Here is a 14,850-nt window from a genome sequence, read left to right as displayed (position 1 = left end):
AGGTTCTGGACGAGCGCCGGGTCAGCCGCACCTGGCGCATCGACGTCGAGATCCTCGCTTCGTGCACGGGGCGGCCGGTGATCGTACCGCACTGCGGATCGGTCCGATCGGCTGGTGAGCAAGCCGACCTCGCCCAAGCCCAAGCCAGGTGATCCGAGCCGGGACTTTCGGTTGCGTATGGCGGGCCGCACCGGACGCTGCCGCACCTTCTCGATGAAGGAACCTGATAAGGACCATCACCTGCCGCTCTCAGATCGCCGGAAGGCCGCTGCGACTCCCGCCGACAACAGGCGGCACGTCTTCAGGCTATTCTGCCGCCCGCAAATGCGCCATGAGGTGATGGAACTTCTCTCCCTGCACGGCGACGTGCTGGCGCAGCAGGTCCGCAGTCTCGGCAGCGTCTCCGCGTCGGATCGCCTCGACGATGCCTTCGTGCTCGTGCATCGACTGCCTGAGCCGGCCACGGAGGTGCAACTGCATGCGGCGGAACGGCTTCAGCCGCCGGTGCAGCCGCTGCGCCTCATGCTCGAGATACCGGTTACCCGAGTAGGCATAGATCCTGTGGTGGAAGACGCCGTTCTCGACGTAGTAGCCGTCCACGTCCCCGCGCTCGAGCGCGGCGCGGCACAGGCGGTTGGCCGCCTGGAGGGCCTCGATCTCGGCCTCGGTCGCCCGAACGGCGGCAAGCCTGCCGCAGGCGGCCTCAAGCTCGGCCATGGCCTCGAACATCTCGATCAGCTCGGACGCCGAGGTCTTGCGCACGAAGACCCCCCGCCGTGGGTGCTGGACGACGAGACCCGACAGCGACAGCCGGTTGAACGCCTCGCGGATCGGTGTGCGCGAGACGCCATGCTCTTCGGCCAGAAGCGCCTCGTCCAGACGGCTGCCTTCGGGGAAGCGGCCGGTGAGGATCTGCTCCTCCAGAAGCTCTGCAATCCGATCCGATCGACTGCGCTCCATCCAGAGCTCCGCATGCTTATTCTCCGCTCTCGTATACAATAAGATTGACAACGAGCACAATCCTTCTGACCTTGGTTGCGGCCGCCTGGGAGGAGGGCAGTCGATCGGGAGGATGAACATGCAACGCACGATGATTGCGGCGCTGGCGCTTGCCGCCTCGCTTGGCGCAGCGGCGAATGCCGAGACGCTGAAGCTATCGCACCAGTGGGCCGAAGGAGACGTCCGTCACCAGGTGGCGCAGATGGTTGCCGACGACGTCAAGGCGGCGGGGGTCGATCTGGAAATCCAGATCTTCCCGAACCAGACGCTGTTCAAGGCGCGCGAGCAGTACACGCCGCTCAGCCGCGGGCAGCTGGACATGGCGGTGCTGCCGCTCAGCTATGCCGGCGGGCAGCAGCCGGCCTACAACCTGACCCTGATGCCGGGGCTGGTGAAGAACCTCGACCATGCGGACCGCCTGTCGCATTCGCCCTTCATGGAGCGGATCGAGGAGATCATGGCCGAGGACGACGTCATGGTGCTGGTTCACGGCTACCTTGCCGGGGGATTCGGCTCGAACAAGGGCTGCATCACCGGCCCCGATGACGTGAAGGGCGTGTCGATCCGCGCGGCAGGCAAGTCATTCGAGGAGATGCTGGCCGGCGCGGGCGCGTCCATCTCGTCGATGGCGTCGTCCGAGATCTACCCGGCCCTGCAGACGGGCGTTCTGGATGCCACGAACACCTCGTCGGAGAGCTTCCTCAGCTATCGCCTCTACGAGCAGCTGAAGTGCTACACGCCTCCGGCCGATACGGCATTGTGGTTCATGTATCAGCCCATGCTCATCAACAAGACCACCTTCGATGACCTGTCGCCGGAACAGCAGACGGCGCTGACCGAGGCGTCGACGAAGGCCGAGGCCTGGTATCTGGAACAGGCCAAGCAGGGCGATGCCGTGACCACGAAGGCGTTCGAGGACGCAGGCGTGGAGATCGCCACCATGACGCCCGAGGATTTCGAGGCCTGGCAGGTGCTGGCAAGGGAGACCGCCTATCCCGCCTTCGTGGCCGAGACCGAGGGCGGGCAGGAACTGCTGGACCTCGCCCTGTCGGTCGAGTGATCGCGGCCGGCACCCGGCAGATATGCCCGCCGCAGCCGGCGGCGGGCATCCCGCGAAGGAGACGCAGGCCATGACGGATGACACCCGCCGGACGCCCCTTCCCTTGCGCCTGATCGGCGCCCTTTCGGATGCGTTCGGTGTGCTGGCCGCGTTCATGGTGCTCGCGGCGGTGCTGATCACCTGCCAGATGATCTTCGTCCGCGCCGTCCTCGGACGCTCGACGGTGTGGCAGACCGAGGCGGTGATTTATCTCGTGATCGGTTCCACCATGCTGGGATTGGCCTATGTCCAGCGGCTTCGCGGGCATGTGGGCGTCGATCTTGTCCCGCTTCTTCTGCCGGTGAGCGCGAGGCGGATCCTGATGGTGATCGTCATGCTCGCCACTGTCGCGATGATCGGAGCCATGTCCTGGTACGGCTGGGAGATGTTCCATACGGCCTGGCGCCGCAACTGGAAGTCCGAGACGGTGTGGGCCTTCCCGTTGTGGATCACCTACCTCTGCGTGCCGCTCGGCTTCGGGCTCTTCCTGCTTCAACTGCTTGCCGACATGTGGATCGCCGCCTTCGGAAAGCCGGTGCCGCGCGAGGCGGAGGGCTGATGGACCCCCTTGCACTCGGAGGCATGGTGGCGCTGTCCACCGTGATCGTGCTCTTCTCGGGGATATCTGTCGCGACGGGGCTGCTGATCGTGGCCACGGGGTTCCTGCTGGCCTTCGACGGGCCGCGGTCGCTGGAGGCACTGCCCGAACTCTTTTACGCCGAACTGAACAGCTTCGCGCTGCTCTCGATCCCGATGTTCATCATCATGGGGGCGGCCATTGCCTCGACCCGCGCCGGGCCCGACCTCTACGAGGCGCTGGAACGCTGGCTGACGCGGATGCCGGGCGGACTGCTGGTGTCCAACCTCGGCGCCTGCGCACTCTTCGCCGCGATGTCCGGCTCCAGCCCCGCCACCTGCGCCGCAATCGGCAAGATGGGCATCCCCGAGATGCGGCGCCGCGGCTACTCCGATGAAGTCGCCGCGGGCTCGATCGCCGCCGGCGGGACGCTCGGCATCCTGATCCCGCCCTCGGTGACGATGATCGTCTATGGCATCGCGACCGAAACCTCGATCGGCAGGCTGTTCCTTGCCGGCGTGCTGCCGGGGCTGCTTCTGACCGCGCTCTTCATCGCCTGGGCCGTGTTCGACACGTGGCGACGTGGAGGCGCGTCGATCGTCATGAGTGCAGCCAGCTACTCCTGGGCGGAGCGGTTCGAGATCCTGCCGCGGGTGGTCCCGTTCCTCGTGATCATCGCCGGCGTGCTCTATGCGCTCTATGGCGGCATCGCCACGCCGTCCGAGACGGCAGCGGTCGGGGCGCTTCTCTGCATCGTCGTGGCCGTGGTGGTCTACCGCATGTTCCGACCGACGGACCTCTGGGTGGTGCTGCGCGACTCGACACGCGAGAGCGTGATGATCCTGTTCATCATCGGCGCGGCGGGCGTGTTCAGCTTCATGCTGTCCTCTCTCTTCGTCACGCAGTCGGTGGCGCAGTGGATCGCCGCCCTCGACGTAAACCGTTGGGTGCTGATGGCGATCATCAACCTGTTCCTGCTGGTGGCGGGCTTCTTCCTGCCGCCGGTTGCGGTGATCCTGATGTCGGCGCCCATCCTGCTGCCGATCATCACCGAGGCAGGCTTCGACCCGTACTGGTTCGCGGTCATCGTGACGATCAACATGGAGATCGGGCTGATCACCCCGCCCGTCGGCCTCAACCTCTACGTCATCAACAGCATTGCTCCAGACATCGCTCTGAAGAAGGTGCTGCTGGGTTCCCTCCCCTTCGTGGGCTGCATGGTGCTTGCCATCGTCCTGATCTCGGCGTTTCCGGCCCTCGCCACCTGGCTGCCCGACTTCGTGATGGGACCTTCGTCATGAGCATCCTGTCGGACATCCTGACGACGATCCTCGACCGGTCCGCCCGCCGCGCGGCCGCGGCCGACGACTCGCGCAGCCTCGAGGAACTGACGACGGACCTTCTGTCGGCGCGCGGCGAGGTCTCCGGCATGACGACGGCGGCACAGATCCTCGACCGCTACGCGGCCATGGACGATGCGGAGCGCATCGGCTTCTTCGATCATCTGGCCGAGGGCCTCGGGATCGACGCCCACAGCGTCCGCAAGGCGCTGGACGAGTTCGAGGCGCAGCCGGACCAGACCAGTTACGGCCGTTTCCTTGCCGCGGCGGAACCGCCCCGGCAGGAACTGATCCGGCGGCTCAACCGCGTGCCGGGCGCAACCTCGCAACTGGTGGCGATGCGGCGGGATCTGCTGCGCCTGATCCCGCGCAAGGACCGCCGGGCCCGGATCGACCTCGACTTCCAGCACCTCTTTGCCTCGTGGTTCAACCGGGGCTTTCTCGTGCTGCGGCCGATCTCGTGGGAAAGCCCGGCGCATATCCTCGAGAAGATCATCGAATACGAGGCCGTCCACGCGATCCACTCGTGGGACGACCTGCGCCGCCGGGTGGGGCCGACGGATCGACGCTGCTTTGCCTTCTTCCACCCGGCCATGCCCGACGAGCCGCTGATCTTCGTCGAGGTTGCCCTCACGCGCGGCATCCCCGGCTCGGTGCAGACCCTCCTCGCGCCGGACCGCGAGGTGCTCGACGCGGAGGCTGCGGATACGGCCGTGTTCTACTCGATCTCCAACTGCCAGTCGGGACTTGCCGGGATCTCGTTCGGCAACTCCCTCATCAAGCAGGTGGTCGCCGACCTTTCGGCCGAACTGCCGACGCTGAAGACCTTCGTCACCCTCTCGCCGATCCCGCTGCTGAACCGCTGGCTGCACGCGGAGGGCGTCGATCCGGCATTGCTGGAACCGGAGGAACTGCGCGGCGCGGCGGCGCGCTACCTGCTGACTGCGAAGCGCGACGACGGCCTGCCCTATGACCCCGTGGCGCGGTTCCATCTGGGCAACGGCGCACAGGTCCATGCGCTGCACGCCGGGGCCGATACCTCGCCCAAGGGCCTCGCCGAAAGCTCCGGTGCGATGGTGAACTACCTGTACGACCTCCGGAGGATCTCGCAGAACCACGAGAGCTTCGCCGGCAGGCGCGAGGTCGTGGCATCCGACGCCGTACGCGCTTTGCTGAAGACACCGCGGCTTGCCGTGCGCGTGCTGGAGGAGAGGAGGAAGACAGATGGCAAACCCGCTCCATGACACCCTGATCGCCCCGCTCGCGGTGTCGGATCGACCCTTCCTGCACCTCGCGGATGGCCGAAAGATCAGTGGACGCGGCTTCGTCGGCATGGCCGCGCGGCAGGCGGGGGCGCTGGTCGCTGCCGGGCTCGGTCCCGGGGACCGGCTGGCCGTTCAGGTCGACAAGTCGCCCGAGGCGCTGGCGCTCTATGCGGCCTGCGTCATGGCGGGCGTCGTCTTCCTTCCACTGAACACCGCCTATACTGCGGACGAACTGGCCTACTTCATCGGCGACAGCGAGGCAGGGCTTGTCGTCTGCTCGCCCTCCTCCGAGGCGGTGATCGCGCCCATCGCCCAAGCCGCTGGCGCGCAGGTGCTGACGCTTGATGCCGGCGGGTGCGGCAGCCTCGCAGAGGCCGCAGCCGGGCAGCCATCCACCTTCGAGCCGGTGGATCGATCCGAGGACGATCTCGCGGCCCTGCTCTACACGTCCGGCACCACCGGCCGCTCGAAGGGCGCGATGCTGAGCCAGCGGAACCTGCTGTCGAATGCGCTGACGCTGGCGCAACTCTGGCGCTTCACGGATACCGACGTGCTGCTGCACGCGCTGCCGATCTTCCACACTCACGGACTTTTCGTGGCTAGCAACGTGGTGCTTGCGGCGCGGGGATCGATGATCTTCCTGCCGAAGTTCGACCCGGACGAGGTGGTGCGGCTCTTGCCGCAGGCGACGTCGATGATGGGCGTGCCGACCTTCTACACCCGGCTGCTGGCCGACCCGCGGTTCGACCAGGCTCTGACCGCCCACATGCGGCTCTTCGTCTCCGGATCGGCGCCGCTCCTGGCCGAGACCCACCGCGAGTTCGAGAGGCGGACCGGGCACCGGATCCTCGAGCGCTACGGGATGACCGAGACCAACATGAACACCTCGAACCCCTACGATGGAGAGCGGCGTGCCGGCACGGTAGGCTTCCCCCTGCCGGGGGTGGAGCTGAAGATCACTCACCCCGAGACCGGCGCCCCGCTGCCGAGAGGCGAGGTCGGTCTCATCGAGGTGCGCGGGCCGAACGTGTTTCAGGGCTACTGGCGCATGCCGGAAAAGACGCGTGCAGAACTGCGCGATGACGGCTTCTTCCTGACGGGCGACCTCGGACGCATCGACGAAGACGGCTACGTCCAGATCGTCGGCCGCTCGAAGGACCTCATCATCACCGGCGGCTTCAATGTCTACCCGAAGGAGGTGGAACTGGTGCTGGATGACCAGCCCGGCGTGCTGGAAAGCGCGGTCATCGGCGTCCGCCATCCCGACTTCGGGGAAGGCGTGGTGGGTGTGCTGGTCCCCCGACCCGAGGCCTCGCCTGACATCGAGGCGGTGCGCTCTGCGCTGATGGCGAGGCTCGCGAGGTTCAAGCAGCCGAAGCGACTGGTTCTGGTGGACGAGTTGCCGCGAAACACGATGGGCAAGGTGCAGAAGAACCAGCTCCGGGACAGGTTCGCCCGGCTGTTTCTGGATTGACCGGGCCGCAGGAAGTTCTGCCTCGACTCGTCCGGTCATGGCCTCCGGTCGCACCGGCACCACATCGACCAGGACGGCGCCGGAGCAGTTGGGTTTCGGCCCCTGCCGCCACTAGGTCGGAACCATTGGGCAACCCCGCGCAGCCGGACGTCCGGACCGCTCACGCCGCAGGGCAGGACGTCGACCGGGCCGAGGTCTTCGCAGCCTACCGTTCGCACAGGCTCTGTTGCACAGATCGGGTGATGACGGACCTCACCTTTTTCCGGACAGACCTATCCTGCGACATCTGTGATGGGTGTGCCGAGCGCGGTGAACCCGTTGAGGAATGAGCCATGTCGCGCCACTGGTCCGAGCGACCATGGCGAAGGACACGGACGTGGAACTCTGCAACCCGACGGTCGAACTGGCGTGCGGACAGGCGCTGCCCGAGGAGCTTGATGCAGCGCATCTTGGTTTCGGCTCGGCTTCGGCGGTGATAGCCGCTCCATCGTCGCCGGATTGTCCGACCGACGCGCTTCGATGCGCGCAGGATCTCGTTGCGGGCAACAGCACCGGGGGTGTCTGGCTTCCAGGGTCTGGCGTTCTTGCGGGGCGGAATGATCGCGGCGGCGCCGCTGGCTGCAAGGGTGTCGTGGCATTTGCGGGTGTCGAAGGCGCCGTCGGCGGTGACGGTGGCAATCTCCTGCTCGGGCGGTATCTGGTCCAGCAACTCGGGCAGCATGGGGGCGTCGCCCACGTCACTGATGGTGAACTCGGCGGCCCGGATCTCGGTGTCGGTCTGCTCATCCAGCCCAGCTACTACTCTGGATCCACAAGATGAATCCCCTCGGCCGATTTGTTCAACAGAGCCGGACCGCGCTGCAATGATCATGAAGGTTTGAGACGGGCTGCAGGCGCCTTCTGTTTCGGCGCGCTCGAACGTCAGAAACGGAGCGCATCATGGTCACGCGGCGAGCGGACGGCGGCCGCTTTCTGCGCATCGCGCCCGTTCGTGTCTTCGGCGTGAGTGTCCCCTATCGCGGGTCTGCGACCGCTCGTCGCGTGCCGTCAGACCGGTCACCGCCCATCGCGGTTCTACTTGACGGGTATCCCGCGAGTTCTCTGAAGGAACGCATCTATGCGCTCAGCGACGCCCGTAACGGCGGCGCTCCCATCAAGTGTGGGATCCGGATCTACCGCAGCGACTCCCGGCGCCCAAAGCACATTGGGCGGACTAGTCGCCGCCGGATCACGGTTCTCCAGCATCCTACGAAATGCGCTTGCTCGGCAGTTGATCTGCTCGAACGACCCGGTTTGCGCGGATCATGAGCCTGACGGTCGAAGCGGGGACCGGGCGACCCACGGGGCAGCTTGCCACGGGTGCCTGCTCATCGCGGAAACGAGCTGCGAGATGCGGAACCTGTTCCTCGACAGGAGCCTCCTGGTGCAAACCATGGAAGGTCAGCAATCGAATTCCTTCGATTGATATCCTCTTCTGATTCTGATCTGGCCTCGTTTGACTGGACAGTTTGGCAGCGGCGCAAACCTACACATTTCATGGTTGATAGGTGACGGCTTCTCCGGTGCCGCGATTATTGGTGGTGACCGGCGCACGTCCGTGCCTGATTCCGCATAACGGAATAATCGCTCATCACCTCGGCGATAGCCGACCCCTCTGGCAGCAGATGGAGCTCGTCGGCCGCACGCGCCTGGAAGTCGCGGCTATACTCGACCACCGGTGGGCAGACGGTCGCGACGCCGGTGTCAGAAGCGACCGTCGCGCAGCCGGTCAGCGAGATCGTCGCGATCGCGAGGGCGGCGAGCCGCCGCATCGAGCATCTGGCGTTGGACGTCATTAGTCCTCTCCGAGGTTTCGAGGCGTTCGACGAGCCGACCTGCACGCTCGCCGGACCGCCGGAGCGAAAGCAGGAACAAGAGCACGGCGAGCGCGACGGCGATTAACACCCAGCGCAGGGTGTCGAGATAAGGCACCAGCGGCAGGATGGCGGTCTGGGTCTCGGCGAGGACGGTCTGCGCGACCTCGACCCCGGCTGCGCCCAGCGTCGCCACGCCAGCCGCGCCGCCGCCCTTCATGGTGCGGCTGTCGGCCAAGACCTCGCGCGCGGGCGGCGTTTCGGCTGCAAATGCGGTCGCCCGGACCGGGAACCTCTCGCCCCACTGCCGTGCGGGGCCGAGGTCGACATGGATGAAGCCCGAGCGCGGGTAGAAGCCGAAGCCGAGGAAACCGACCTCGCGCGCCGCGGTCTCGAAGGCCACGGGGTCGTGGTTCGCCATTGCGATGTCGAATGCGGCGCCGTCGAGGTGTTTAGACCGGGTCGCGCCGCCGACGGCGCGGTTGTGCTCGGGGCTGCGATAGGCGGAACTGACGATCAGCGGCTTGCCCAGCCGGTCGCGTAGCGCCTGCAGCTTGTCGAGCGCCGGTTCATTGATCAGCAGCTTGCCCTTCCCTCGGCAGGCGATCTCGGCTGGCGAGAAGTTAGGCCAGCGCCAGCCGCTCTCGGGTACGTCGCGCCAATGGTGGTGGAATGTCGTCGTCATGAGGGTCCTCCGAAAACGAGTTTCCGGCCCCTCGCAGGGGCTCGGTGCGTTCGCCGCTCGTGAAGGTCCACTGGACCTTCACGTCTGCCTTTCAGGCAGACCACGGCTCACCGCGCCTCGAGGGCGGGTCATTGCGGGCTGATGATGGGAGATGGGGGGCGGCTACGGGCCGCCGCCGAAGATCTTGAGCTTGATCGCGATGCCAGCGAGCAGCGCCAGCATGACGCCGGTGGTGATCATGCGGACTGCGGTCTGCATCGCGGTGCGGCGCACCAGCCGGATGCAATCCACCGAGCGCAGATCGCGGATGTCGAGGGCGGCCTCGTCGCCATCGAGGCCGACATCGGCGAGCGCGCGCTTCGCGCCTCCCTCGGCGGCGCGGGTCAGGATGGCCTCGAACTCGGCGTCGGGCATGCGCACGAAGCCCTCGGATCGGGGTGGGTTCATCGGATCCTCCTCCGCCGCTCAGCCGATCTTGCAGCCCCAGAAGGACGTGTGATCGGCGGCGAAGTACCCGTCCGCGACCCGGAAATACCCCTGCAGCTCGACGGTATCGCCCGCGATCAGCGGCACCATGGTCTGCAGCCAGATCGCGGTGGCGAGCGAGACGTGGGTGACGGAGATTTCGCCGAGGGAGCCGCGAATTTCCGTGGAGCCGTTCAGCACGAGCCGTCCGCTCATTCGCGCGGTCGTGCTGGCGTTGATCTTGTAGAGCAGCGTCGCGCCAAAGAGGTAGGTGCCGTCGACCGGCGCCACGAAATGGTTGTTCGTGGCGTCGAATGCGCCCTGATCGTTGGTGTCGGTGTTGTTGAGGCCGATCTTCGTCCAGGTCCCGACGCCGACATAGTTGTCGTAGTTGGTGTACGCCTTGAAGCGCGGCAGCTGGGGCTGGTCGACGATGCCGATGGCGTTGTCGGCGCTGAGCCCGTCGAAGAAGGTACTGCCGTCGGCCGAGACCGCGAGCCGGAAGCGGTCGGAGCCGAAGAGCCTTATCAGGGCCTTGGTCACGAAGCCGGTTTGCAGCGTCAGCCCGAGGCCGTCGCCGGCCGCCTCCTTGTTTATGGTGTAGAACAGATCGCCCGTACCGCCCTCGGCCACGGTCTTCGCCGCCCAGAGCGCGGCGTTGAGCTTGGCCGAGAACGGGTTCGACGTATCCGCTGTCGTGCCGAGTCCCAGCAGCGCAAGATTCTGCAGCGCGTTTGGCGTGGCGCCGACCCAACCTGCGCCGTCGTAGACCAGCAGCAGGCCCTCGTCCTCGACCCATGCCCGCCAGCCAGTGCGCGGCGGCAGGTGCAGCCAGGCGCCGTCGGTCCGGAGCGCGACATTCAGGTCCCAGCCCGCCCAGTCGCCGGTCGCGCCGGAACCGACGATGTAGCGGTTGCCATCGGCGGGGCTCGCCGGGGGTGCTGCCAGATTGCGGTCGAGGACGGAGAGCTGCACGAGCCCGTCGAGCAGCCGCAACGCATCGTTATGGGTGACATGCTTCTGGGCCTGCGCCGCCAGGATGTAGGGCAGCAGGAGATGGGTCGTGGCGTCGGACATGGGATGGCCTTCAGAGTATCAGCGTGACGGTCTTGGGCGCGCTCCGCCCCACGAGGGCGGAGAGCTGGAAGATGCGGACAGTGAGGCTATCGCCGGGGCCGAGCGGCGCGCCCCAGTCGGCGGTCTGCTGGGCCGAGGTGTAGACCGCGCTGGTCGTGGCCGTGCTCAGCCGCCGCTTTACGGATGCGCCGTCGAGGATCTCGACCTCGTAGGCTTCGAGCTCTTCTCCGAGCGGGACCTCGAGCCCGCCCCAGCTATCAGCCGAGAGCGCGCGGGACCGACGCATCCAGCGGATCGTCAGATCGCCCGGACTGCGCGGCTGGCGCCATAGCTGCTCGACATGGGCGACCGAGAACGGCCGGAGTCCGACGCCCTCGGGCGTGAAAGTCTGCACCACATAGGTCTCGTCGCTGACCGGACGGCTCGCCGGGCCGATGCGCCAGTTCCATGGCAGCCCGAGATCGGCCTCGGCGATCGGCAGTGACGCCAGCGTAGAGTCCAACACCACCACCCGCGCGCCTGCCAGAGCCGGGTTGGCCATCGCCCCCTCGGTCCCGCGCTGGCCCCGCAGGAGCCGGGTCAGGCGATAGCGACCCGGCGCAATCAGTTCCGCCGCGCCAGCTTGAACGACCTCCCAGACGGCCGGGGCGCTCTCGATGGCGAGCACGTTGGCCCCGCCGAACAGGGTCAGGTCGGTGACGCTTTCCAGCGTGCCGGTTAGTAGATCGACCAACAGCGCATTGCCGAGATCGAAGCGCGAGGTGGGGCCCGAGTAGAAGTCCGAGACCAGCATCCCAATCCGGGCGCGGCTGCCGAACGTGGTCAGCAACTCGAAGCCATCGGTCGATGGGCTACGAAACACCGCCATCTCGCCCGGCCAGGGAACGGCATGAGCGGCGACCAGCGGTCGATGCGCGGGCTGGTCCTCGGTCAGCTGCGGCTACCTTACTCCTTGTCGCATGAGCAGATTTTCATTGGGTCGATACATGACCTTGATGCCGGATGCGATTACCCTGCGAGTCGAGTTTCGCGGGTTGGAAAGGAGCTGCCATGCGCCTTTGGCTTTCTCTCTCTTTGACAATCGCGGCAACGTCCGCCGCAGCGCAAGCCAGTTTTGACTGCTCGCGCGCCGGCACGATGGTGGAACATGCCATCTGCAGCGATCCCGCTCTCGCCGCGCTCGACCGCGATGTCGCGCAAGCCTACGGGGCTGCGCGTGCCGGGCAGCCGCCAGCGGTCCGCGATCGGCTCCTGGCCGAGCAGCGGGCGTGGCTCGCCGCTCGCGATGGCTGCGGCAGCGACCGCACCTGTCTAGGCGCCGCGATGCAGAACCGCCTCTCTGCTCTCCAAGCGAGCGGTACGTCGGCAGCGCCGCCGTCGGACGGCTTCACCGGCCTTTACTGCTCGGAGGGGGCGGTGATGGGCATGCAACTCGTGGGAAGCTCGTTGCGCTTCGATTTCATGGTCTTCTCGGGCATGCACTCCTGCGGAACGCCCATCCTGACCGGCGAGCGCATCGGACAGGGCTGGACCGCCGTGGACGGGGCCTGCCGGCTTCATGTCACGGTCGAGGGCCAGGACATCGTCGTGCGCACCGACACGCCGGCCGCCTGCAAGGAAGCCTACTGCGGCGCGCGGGCGGCCATCGAGGAGTTCCACATGCCCTATTCGGCCCGGCGCCCGGTCGCCGATCCGTTCATCGGAGGTGCCGGCGAGCGGCCGTGCTGATCCTGTGCATGGCGGTTACCAGAAGGCGCGACGAGCTTCTCGCGGATCTGGTCCTTCAGGCCCCGCAGACCCGACCATACGGCCGCCACGGGCGCCGCTCAGCGGAACGCCGTGACGGAGCAGGCCGCGCACACCATCTGCCGCGAAATAAGCCGGTCCCGATCGGGTATACTCGGAACCTGGCGGTCGGGCCTTGATCGCCCGATCGCACAGGGGTTAGGCTCCGGCATCGACTGAGTGGTAACTAGGGTTCCGGGCGATCCGCCGCAGGACCGAGCGTTGCAGAGACCGGGGGAGTTCTCCGGGCCAGCACCCAAGGGACAAAAGCCCAGGGGAGGAGACGTCGAGATCAACCGCGCCTACCGGCGCATAAGGGGGTCTCCATGACGCTTGCCTCGCTGTTTCTTGTCGTTCTCGCATCCTTCATACATGCCAGCTGGAACCTGCTCGCCAAGACGGCCGCATCGGTCGGACCGGTGTTCGTCTTTGCCTACAACCTGATCGCCTGCATGGCCTACGCGCCATGGGTGCTGTATCTGCTGATCCACGATGGCATCATCTGGACCTGGACGGGCATCGGGTTCGTGCTGCTCAGCGGACTGATCCATCTGGCCTACAGCCTTTGCCTGCAGCGCGGCTATCAGGTGGCCGATCTGTCGGTGGTCTATCCCGTGGCGCGCGGGACCGGGCCGATGCTCTCGACCCTCGGGGCGTTCCTGATCCTCGGCGAGACACCCTCCGGCACCGGCGTGATCGGGCTGGCCCTGGTCGTCGCGGGGATCCTGCTGATCGCCACCCGAGGCAGCCTGACCGCCTTCACGCGCCCCGGCGGCCAGGCCGGGGTCCGCTGGGGCACAGCGACAGGTGGCCTGATCGCGAGCTACACGGTGGTCGACGCCTTCGCGGTGACGGCGCTCGGCATCGCACCGGTGGTGCTCGACTGGTTCTCGAACCTGCTCCGGTTCATCCTGCTGCTGCCGCTGGTGATCGCCGACCCTCGCCGTGCGCTGAGCGCGATGCGCGGGCACTGGGGTGCCGCGATCGGAGTGGGTCTTCTGTCTCCGCTCTCCTACATCCTCGTGCTGGCCGCTCTGACGGGTGGCGCCCCGCTCAGCCTCGTGGCTCCGATGCGCGAGATGTCGATGATGGTGGGAGCCCTGATGGGAATGCTGATCCTGCGCGAGGCGGTCGGACGGTGGCGGCTGCTCGGATGCGGAGTGCTGATCGCCGGAGTGATCCTGCTTTCGTCGTCGTGATGCCCCGTCTGCGCGTCGGGGAGATGTCTGCAGTGCCTGAGGCAGCGCGCCTCATGGCTTCCGTGACGACATCGTTATTAGCCGCACAGATCAGGCGGTGCTCCGGTTGTCGAGTTGGACGGGCAACGGCCTCCCGGTGCGGTGAGTGGTGTTACGGGTAGCGCGTCCTTGATCGTCAAGAGCAAGTCCACCGGGTACGCCTACGGGTCGAGGCCGCGCAGCTTCCCGCTCTCGCGAACTTCGTGATCAGGAAGTCCTGCATCCACCAGAAACCGAAACTTTCCCCTGCCGAGAGTTAGACGCTAGTTCGTCGCCCCCGCGGGATCGCCAAGACCTCCGAGGCGAGACAGGCATCACGCGGCTTCCGGCTTGCCGATCAACCTAATTCGGGCGCGTGGCAGGGGCTGCCGAAAGGGCAAGACGCCGTGTCGCTTGGTGTCGGCTTTAGTAGCCGTAATCCATGGCCTACCGCGAGGCAGCCAGACCGCCGCATTTGGCGCGACGTGATGGCGGTCCGTAAGATTACCGCAACTACCAAGCTTGGTGGCGAGCCCAACCTGATTGTGATGATCCGAACGGGCTCCGCAGACAACTGTGCCGATGACCTGTCGCAGGACGTGGGGGACGGAGCCCGTTTCGAGCGTCTGGGCTCGGAAAACGCGGTGCGAATGGGCGTCGCCCAAGTGCGCAGCACGGCATTGGAAGGCGGCTCCGTCTCCCTGACTATCGAGGAGCAGAGCCGGAAAATCAATCCGCAGACGAAGTTCACGCCCGAAGCAGCCCTCGCCCTCCCAGCGGCCGTCGAAGTGCATTGCCATAACCCCGTTCGCAAGGCCGCCGGCATTTGTCGTGCGCGCCAGGCACCAAACTGCCTTCGGCAGCTACGGAGCAGGCCGGATCATCCTCCAGACTAGGGCTGATGTCCTGAGCGGGCCAAGGCAGGAGATCACCTGCGGGATGTGGAACCGTGCGGCCCGCCCTCCTGAAAAAACCTTAAATGGCGAAAAGAACTGAAAGTTGATACTGCTAGGA

Annotated in this window: 12 protein-coding genes and 2 pseudogenes; 8 read left to right on the top strand and 6 right to left on the bottom strand. The window is 66.4% G+C overall.

Going from position 1 to position 14,850, the window contains the following annotated elements:
• Positions 1 to 306: 306 nt before the first annotated feature.
• Positions 307 to 960 (bottom strand): GntR family transcriptional regulator, encoded by a 654-nt coding sequence (locus ACTVZP_RS14410; protein ID WP_443212851.1) that lies wholly within the window; start codon positions 958 to 960, stop codon positions 307 to 309.
• Between the two features lie 112 nt (positions 961 to 1,072).
• Between ACTVZP_RS14410 and dctP the strand changes: the two genes are divergently transcribed.
• From dctP to ACTVZP_RS14385, 5 genes are all read left to right on the top strand, one after another.
• Complete coding sequence (gene dctP / locus ACTVZP_RS14405; protein ID WP_443212850.1) at positions 1,073 to 2,059, top strand: TRAP transporter substrate-binding protein DctP; 987 nt, start codon at positions 1,073 to 1,075, stop codon at positions 2,057 to 2,059.
• Positions 2,060 to 2,129: 70 nt separating this feature from the next.
• Positions 2,130 to 2,657, top strand: coding sequence for a TRAP transporter small permease (locus ACTVZP_RS14400; protein WP_443212849.1), 528 nt, complete (start codon positions 2,130 to 2,132; stop codon positions 2,655 to 2,657).
• Positions 2,657 to 3,976 (top strand): TRAP transporter large permease, encoded by a 1,320-nt coding sequence (locus tag ACTVZP_RS14395; protein ID WP_443212848.1) that lies wholly within the window; start codon positions 2,657 to 2,659, stop codon positions 3,974 to 3,976. The genes ACTVZP_RS14400 and ACTVZP_RS14395 overlap by 1 nt, the downstream gene beginning before the upstream one ends.
• Positions 3,973 to 5,259: a malonyl-CoA decarboxylase gene (locus ACTVZP_RS14390; protein ID WP_443212847.1), complete on the top strand. Its 1,287-nt coding sequence runs from the start codon at positions 3,973 to 3,975 to the stop codon at positions 5,257 to 5,259. The genes ACTVZP_RS14395 and ACTVZP_RS14390 overlap by 4 nt, the downstream gene beginning before the upstream one ends.
• On the top strand, positions 5,240 to 6,754 hold the full coding sequence (locus tag ACTVZP_RS14385) for a malonate--CoA ligase (RefSeq protein ID WP_443212846.1): 1,515 nt from the start codon (positions 5,240 to 5,242) through the stop codon (positions 6,752 to 6,754). The genes ACTVZP_RS14390 and ACTVZP_RS14385 overlap by 20 nt, the downstream gene beginning before the upstream one ends.
• A 272-nt stretch (positions 6,755 to 7,026) precedes the next feature.
• Here the strand turns inward: ACTVZP_RS14385 and ACTVZP_RS14380 are convergent.
• The 5 genes and pseudogenes from ACTVZP_RS14380 to ACTVZP_RS14360 all read right to left on the bottom strand — a co-directional run.
• Positions 7,027 to 7,559 (bottom strand): annotated as a pseudogene (locus ACTVZP_RS14380) (IS5 family transposase); the annotation flags it as partial.
• A gap of 938 nt (positions 7,560 to 8,497) precedes the next feature.
• A complete protein-coding gene (locus ACTVZP_RS14375; RefSeq protein ID WP_443212845.1) occupies positions 8,498 to 9,292 on the bottom strand; it encodes a YcbK family protein in 795 nt (264 codons plus the stop codon).
• A gap of 162 nt (positions 9,293 to 9,454) precedes the next feature.
• Complete coding sequence (locus tag ACTVZP_RS14370) at positions 9,455 to 9,739, bottom strand: DUF6127 family protein (RefSeq protein ID WP_443212844.1); 285 nt, start codon at positions 9,737 to 9,739, stop codon at positions 9,455 to 9,457.
• 18 nt (positions 9,740 to 9,757) lie between these two features.
• The gene (locus ACTVZP_RS14365) at positions 9,758 to 10,834 is read right to left on the bottom strand and encodes a DUF2793 domain-containing protein (protein WP_443212843.1); all 1,077 of its coding nucleotides are present in this window, start codon (positions 10,832 to 10,834) and stop codon (positions 9,758 to 9,760) included.
• Between the two features lie 10 nt (positions 10,835 to 10,844).
• Positions 10,845 to 11,774, bottom strand: a pseudogene (locus ACTVZP_RS14360) (GTA baseplate fiber-binding domain-containing protein); the annotation flags it as partial.
• Between the two features lie 110 nt (positions 11,775 to 11,884).
• Between ACTVZP_RS14360 and ACTVZP_RS14355 the strand changes: the two are divergent.
• The 3 genes from ACTVZP_RS14355 (at position 11,885) to ACTVZP_RS14345 (ending at position 14,732) form a co-directional block, all read left to right on the top strand.
• Complete coding sequence (locus ACTVZP_RS14355; RefSeq protein ID WP_443212842.1) at positions 11,885 to 12,562, top strand: lysozyme inhibitor LprI family protein; 678 nt, start codon at positions 11,885 to 11,887, stop codon at positions 12,560 to 12,562.
• Positions 12,563 to 12,945: 383 nt separating this feature from the next.
• Positions 12,946 to 13,818, top strand: coding sequence for an EamA family transporter (locus tag ACTVZP_RS14350; RefSeq protein ID WP_443212841.1), 873 nt, complete (start codon positions 12,946 to 12,948; stop codon positions 13,816 to 13,818).
• Positions 13,819 to 14,324: 506 nt separating this feature from the next.
• Complete coding sequence (locus tag ACTVZP_RS14345; RefSeq protein WP_443212840.1) at positions 14,325 to 14,732, top strand: hypothetical protein; 408 nt, start codon at positions 14,325 to 14,327, stop codon at positions 14,730 to 14,732.
• The last annotated feature ends 118 nt before the right edge of the window (positions 14,733 to 14,850 follow it).

Source organism: Rhodobacter sp. NSM, assembly GCF_052244495.1.
Classification (GTDB): Bacteria; Pseudomonadota; Alphaproteobacteria; order Rhodobacterales; family Rhodobacteraceae; genus Cereibacter_A.
Note: the sequence above shows the minus strand (reverse complement) of the source record. Positions and strands in the feature narration are given on the sequence as shown.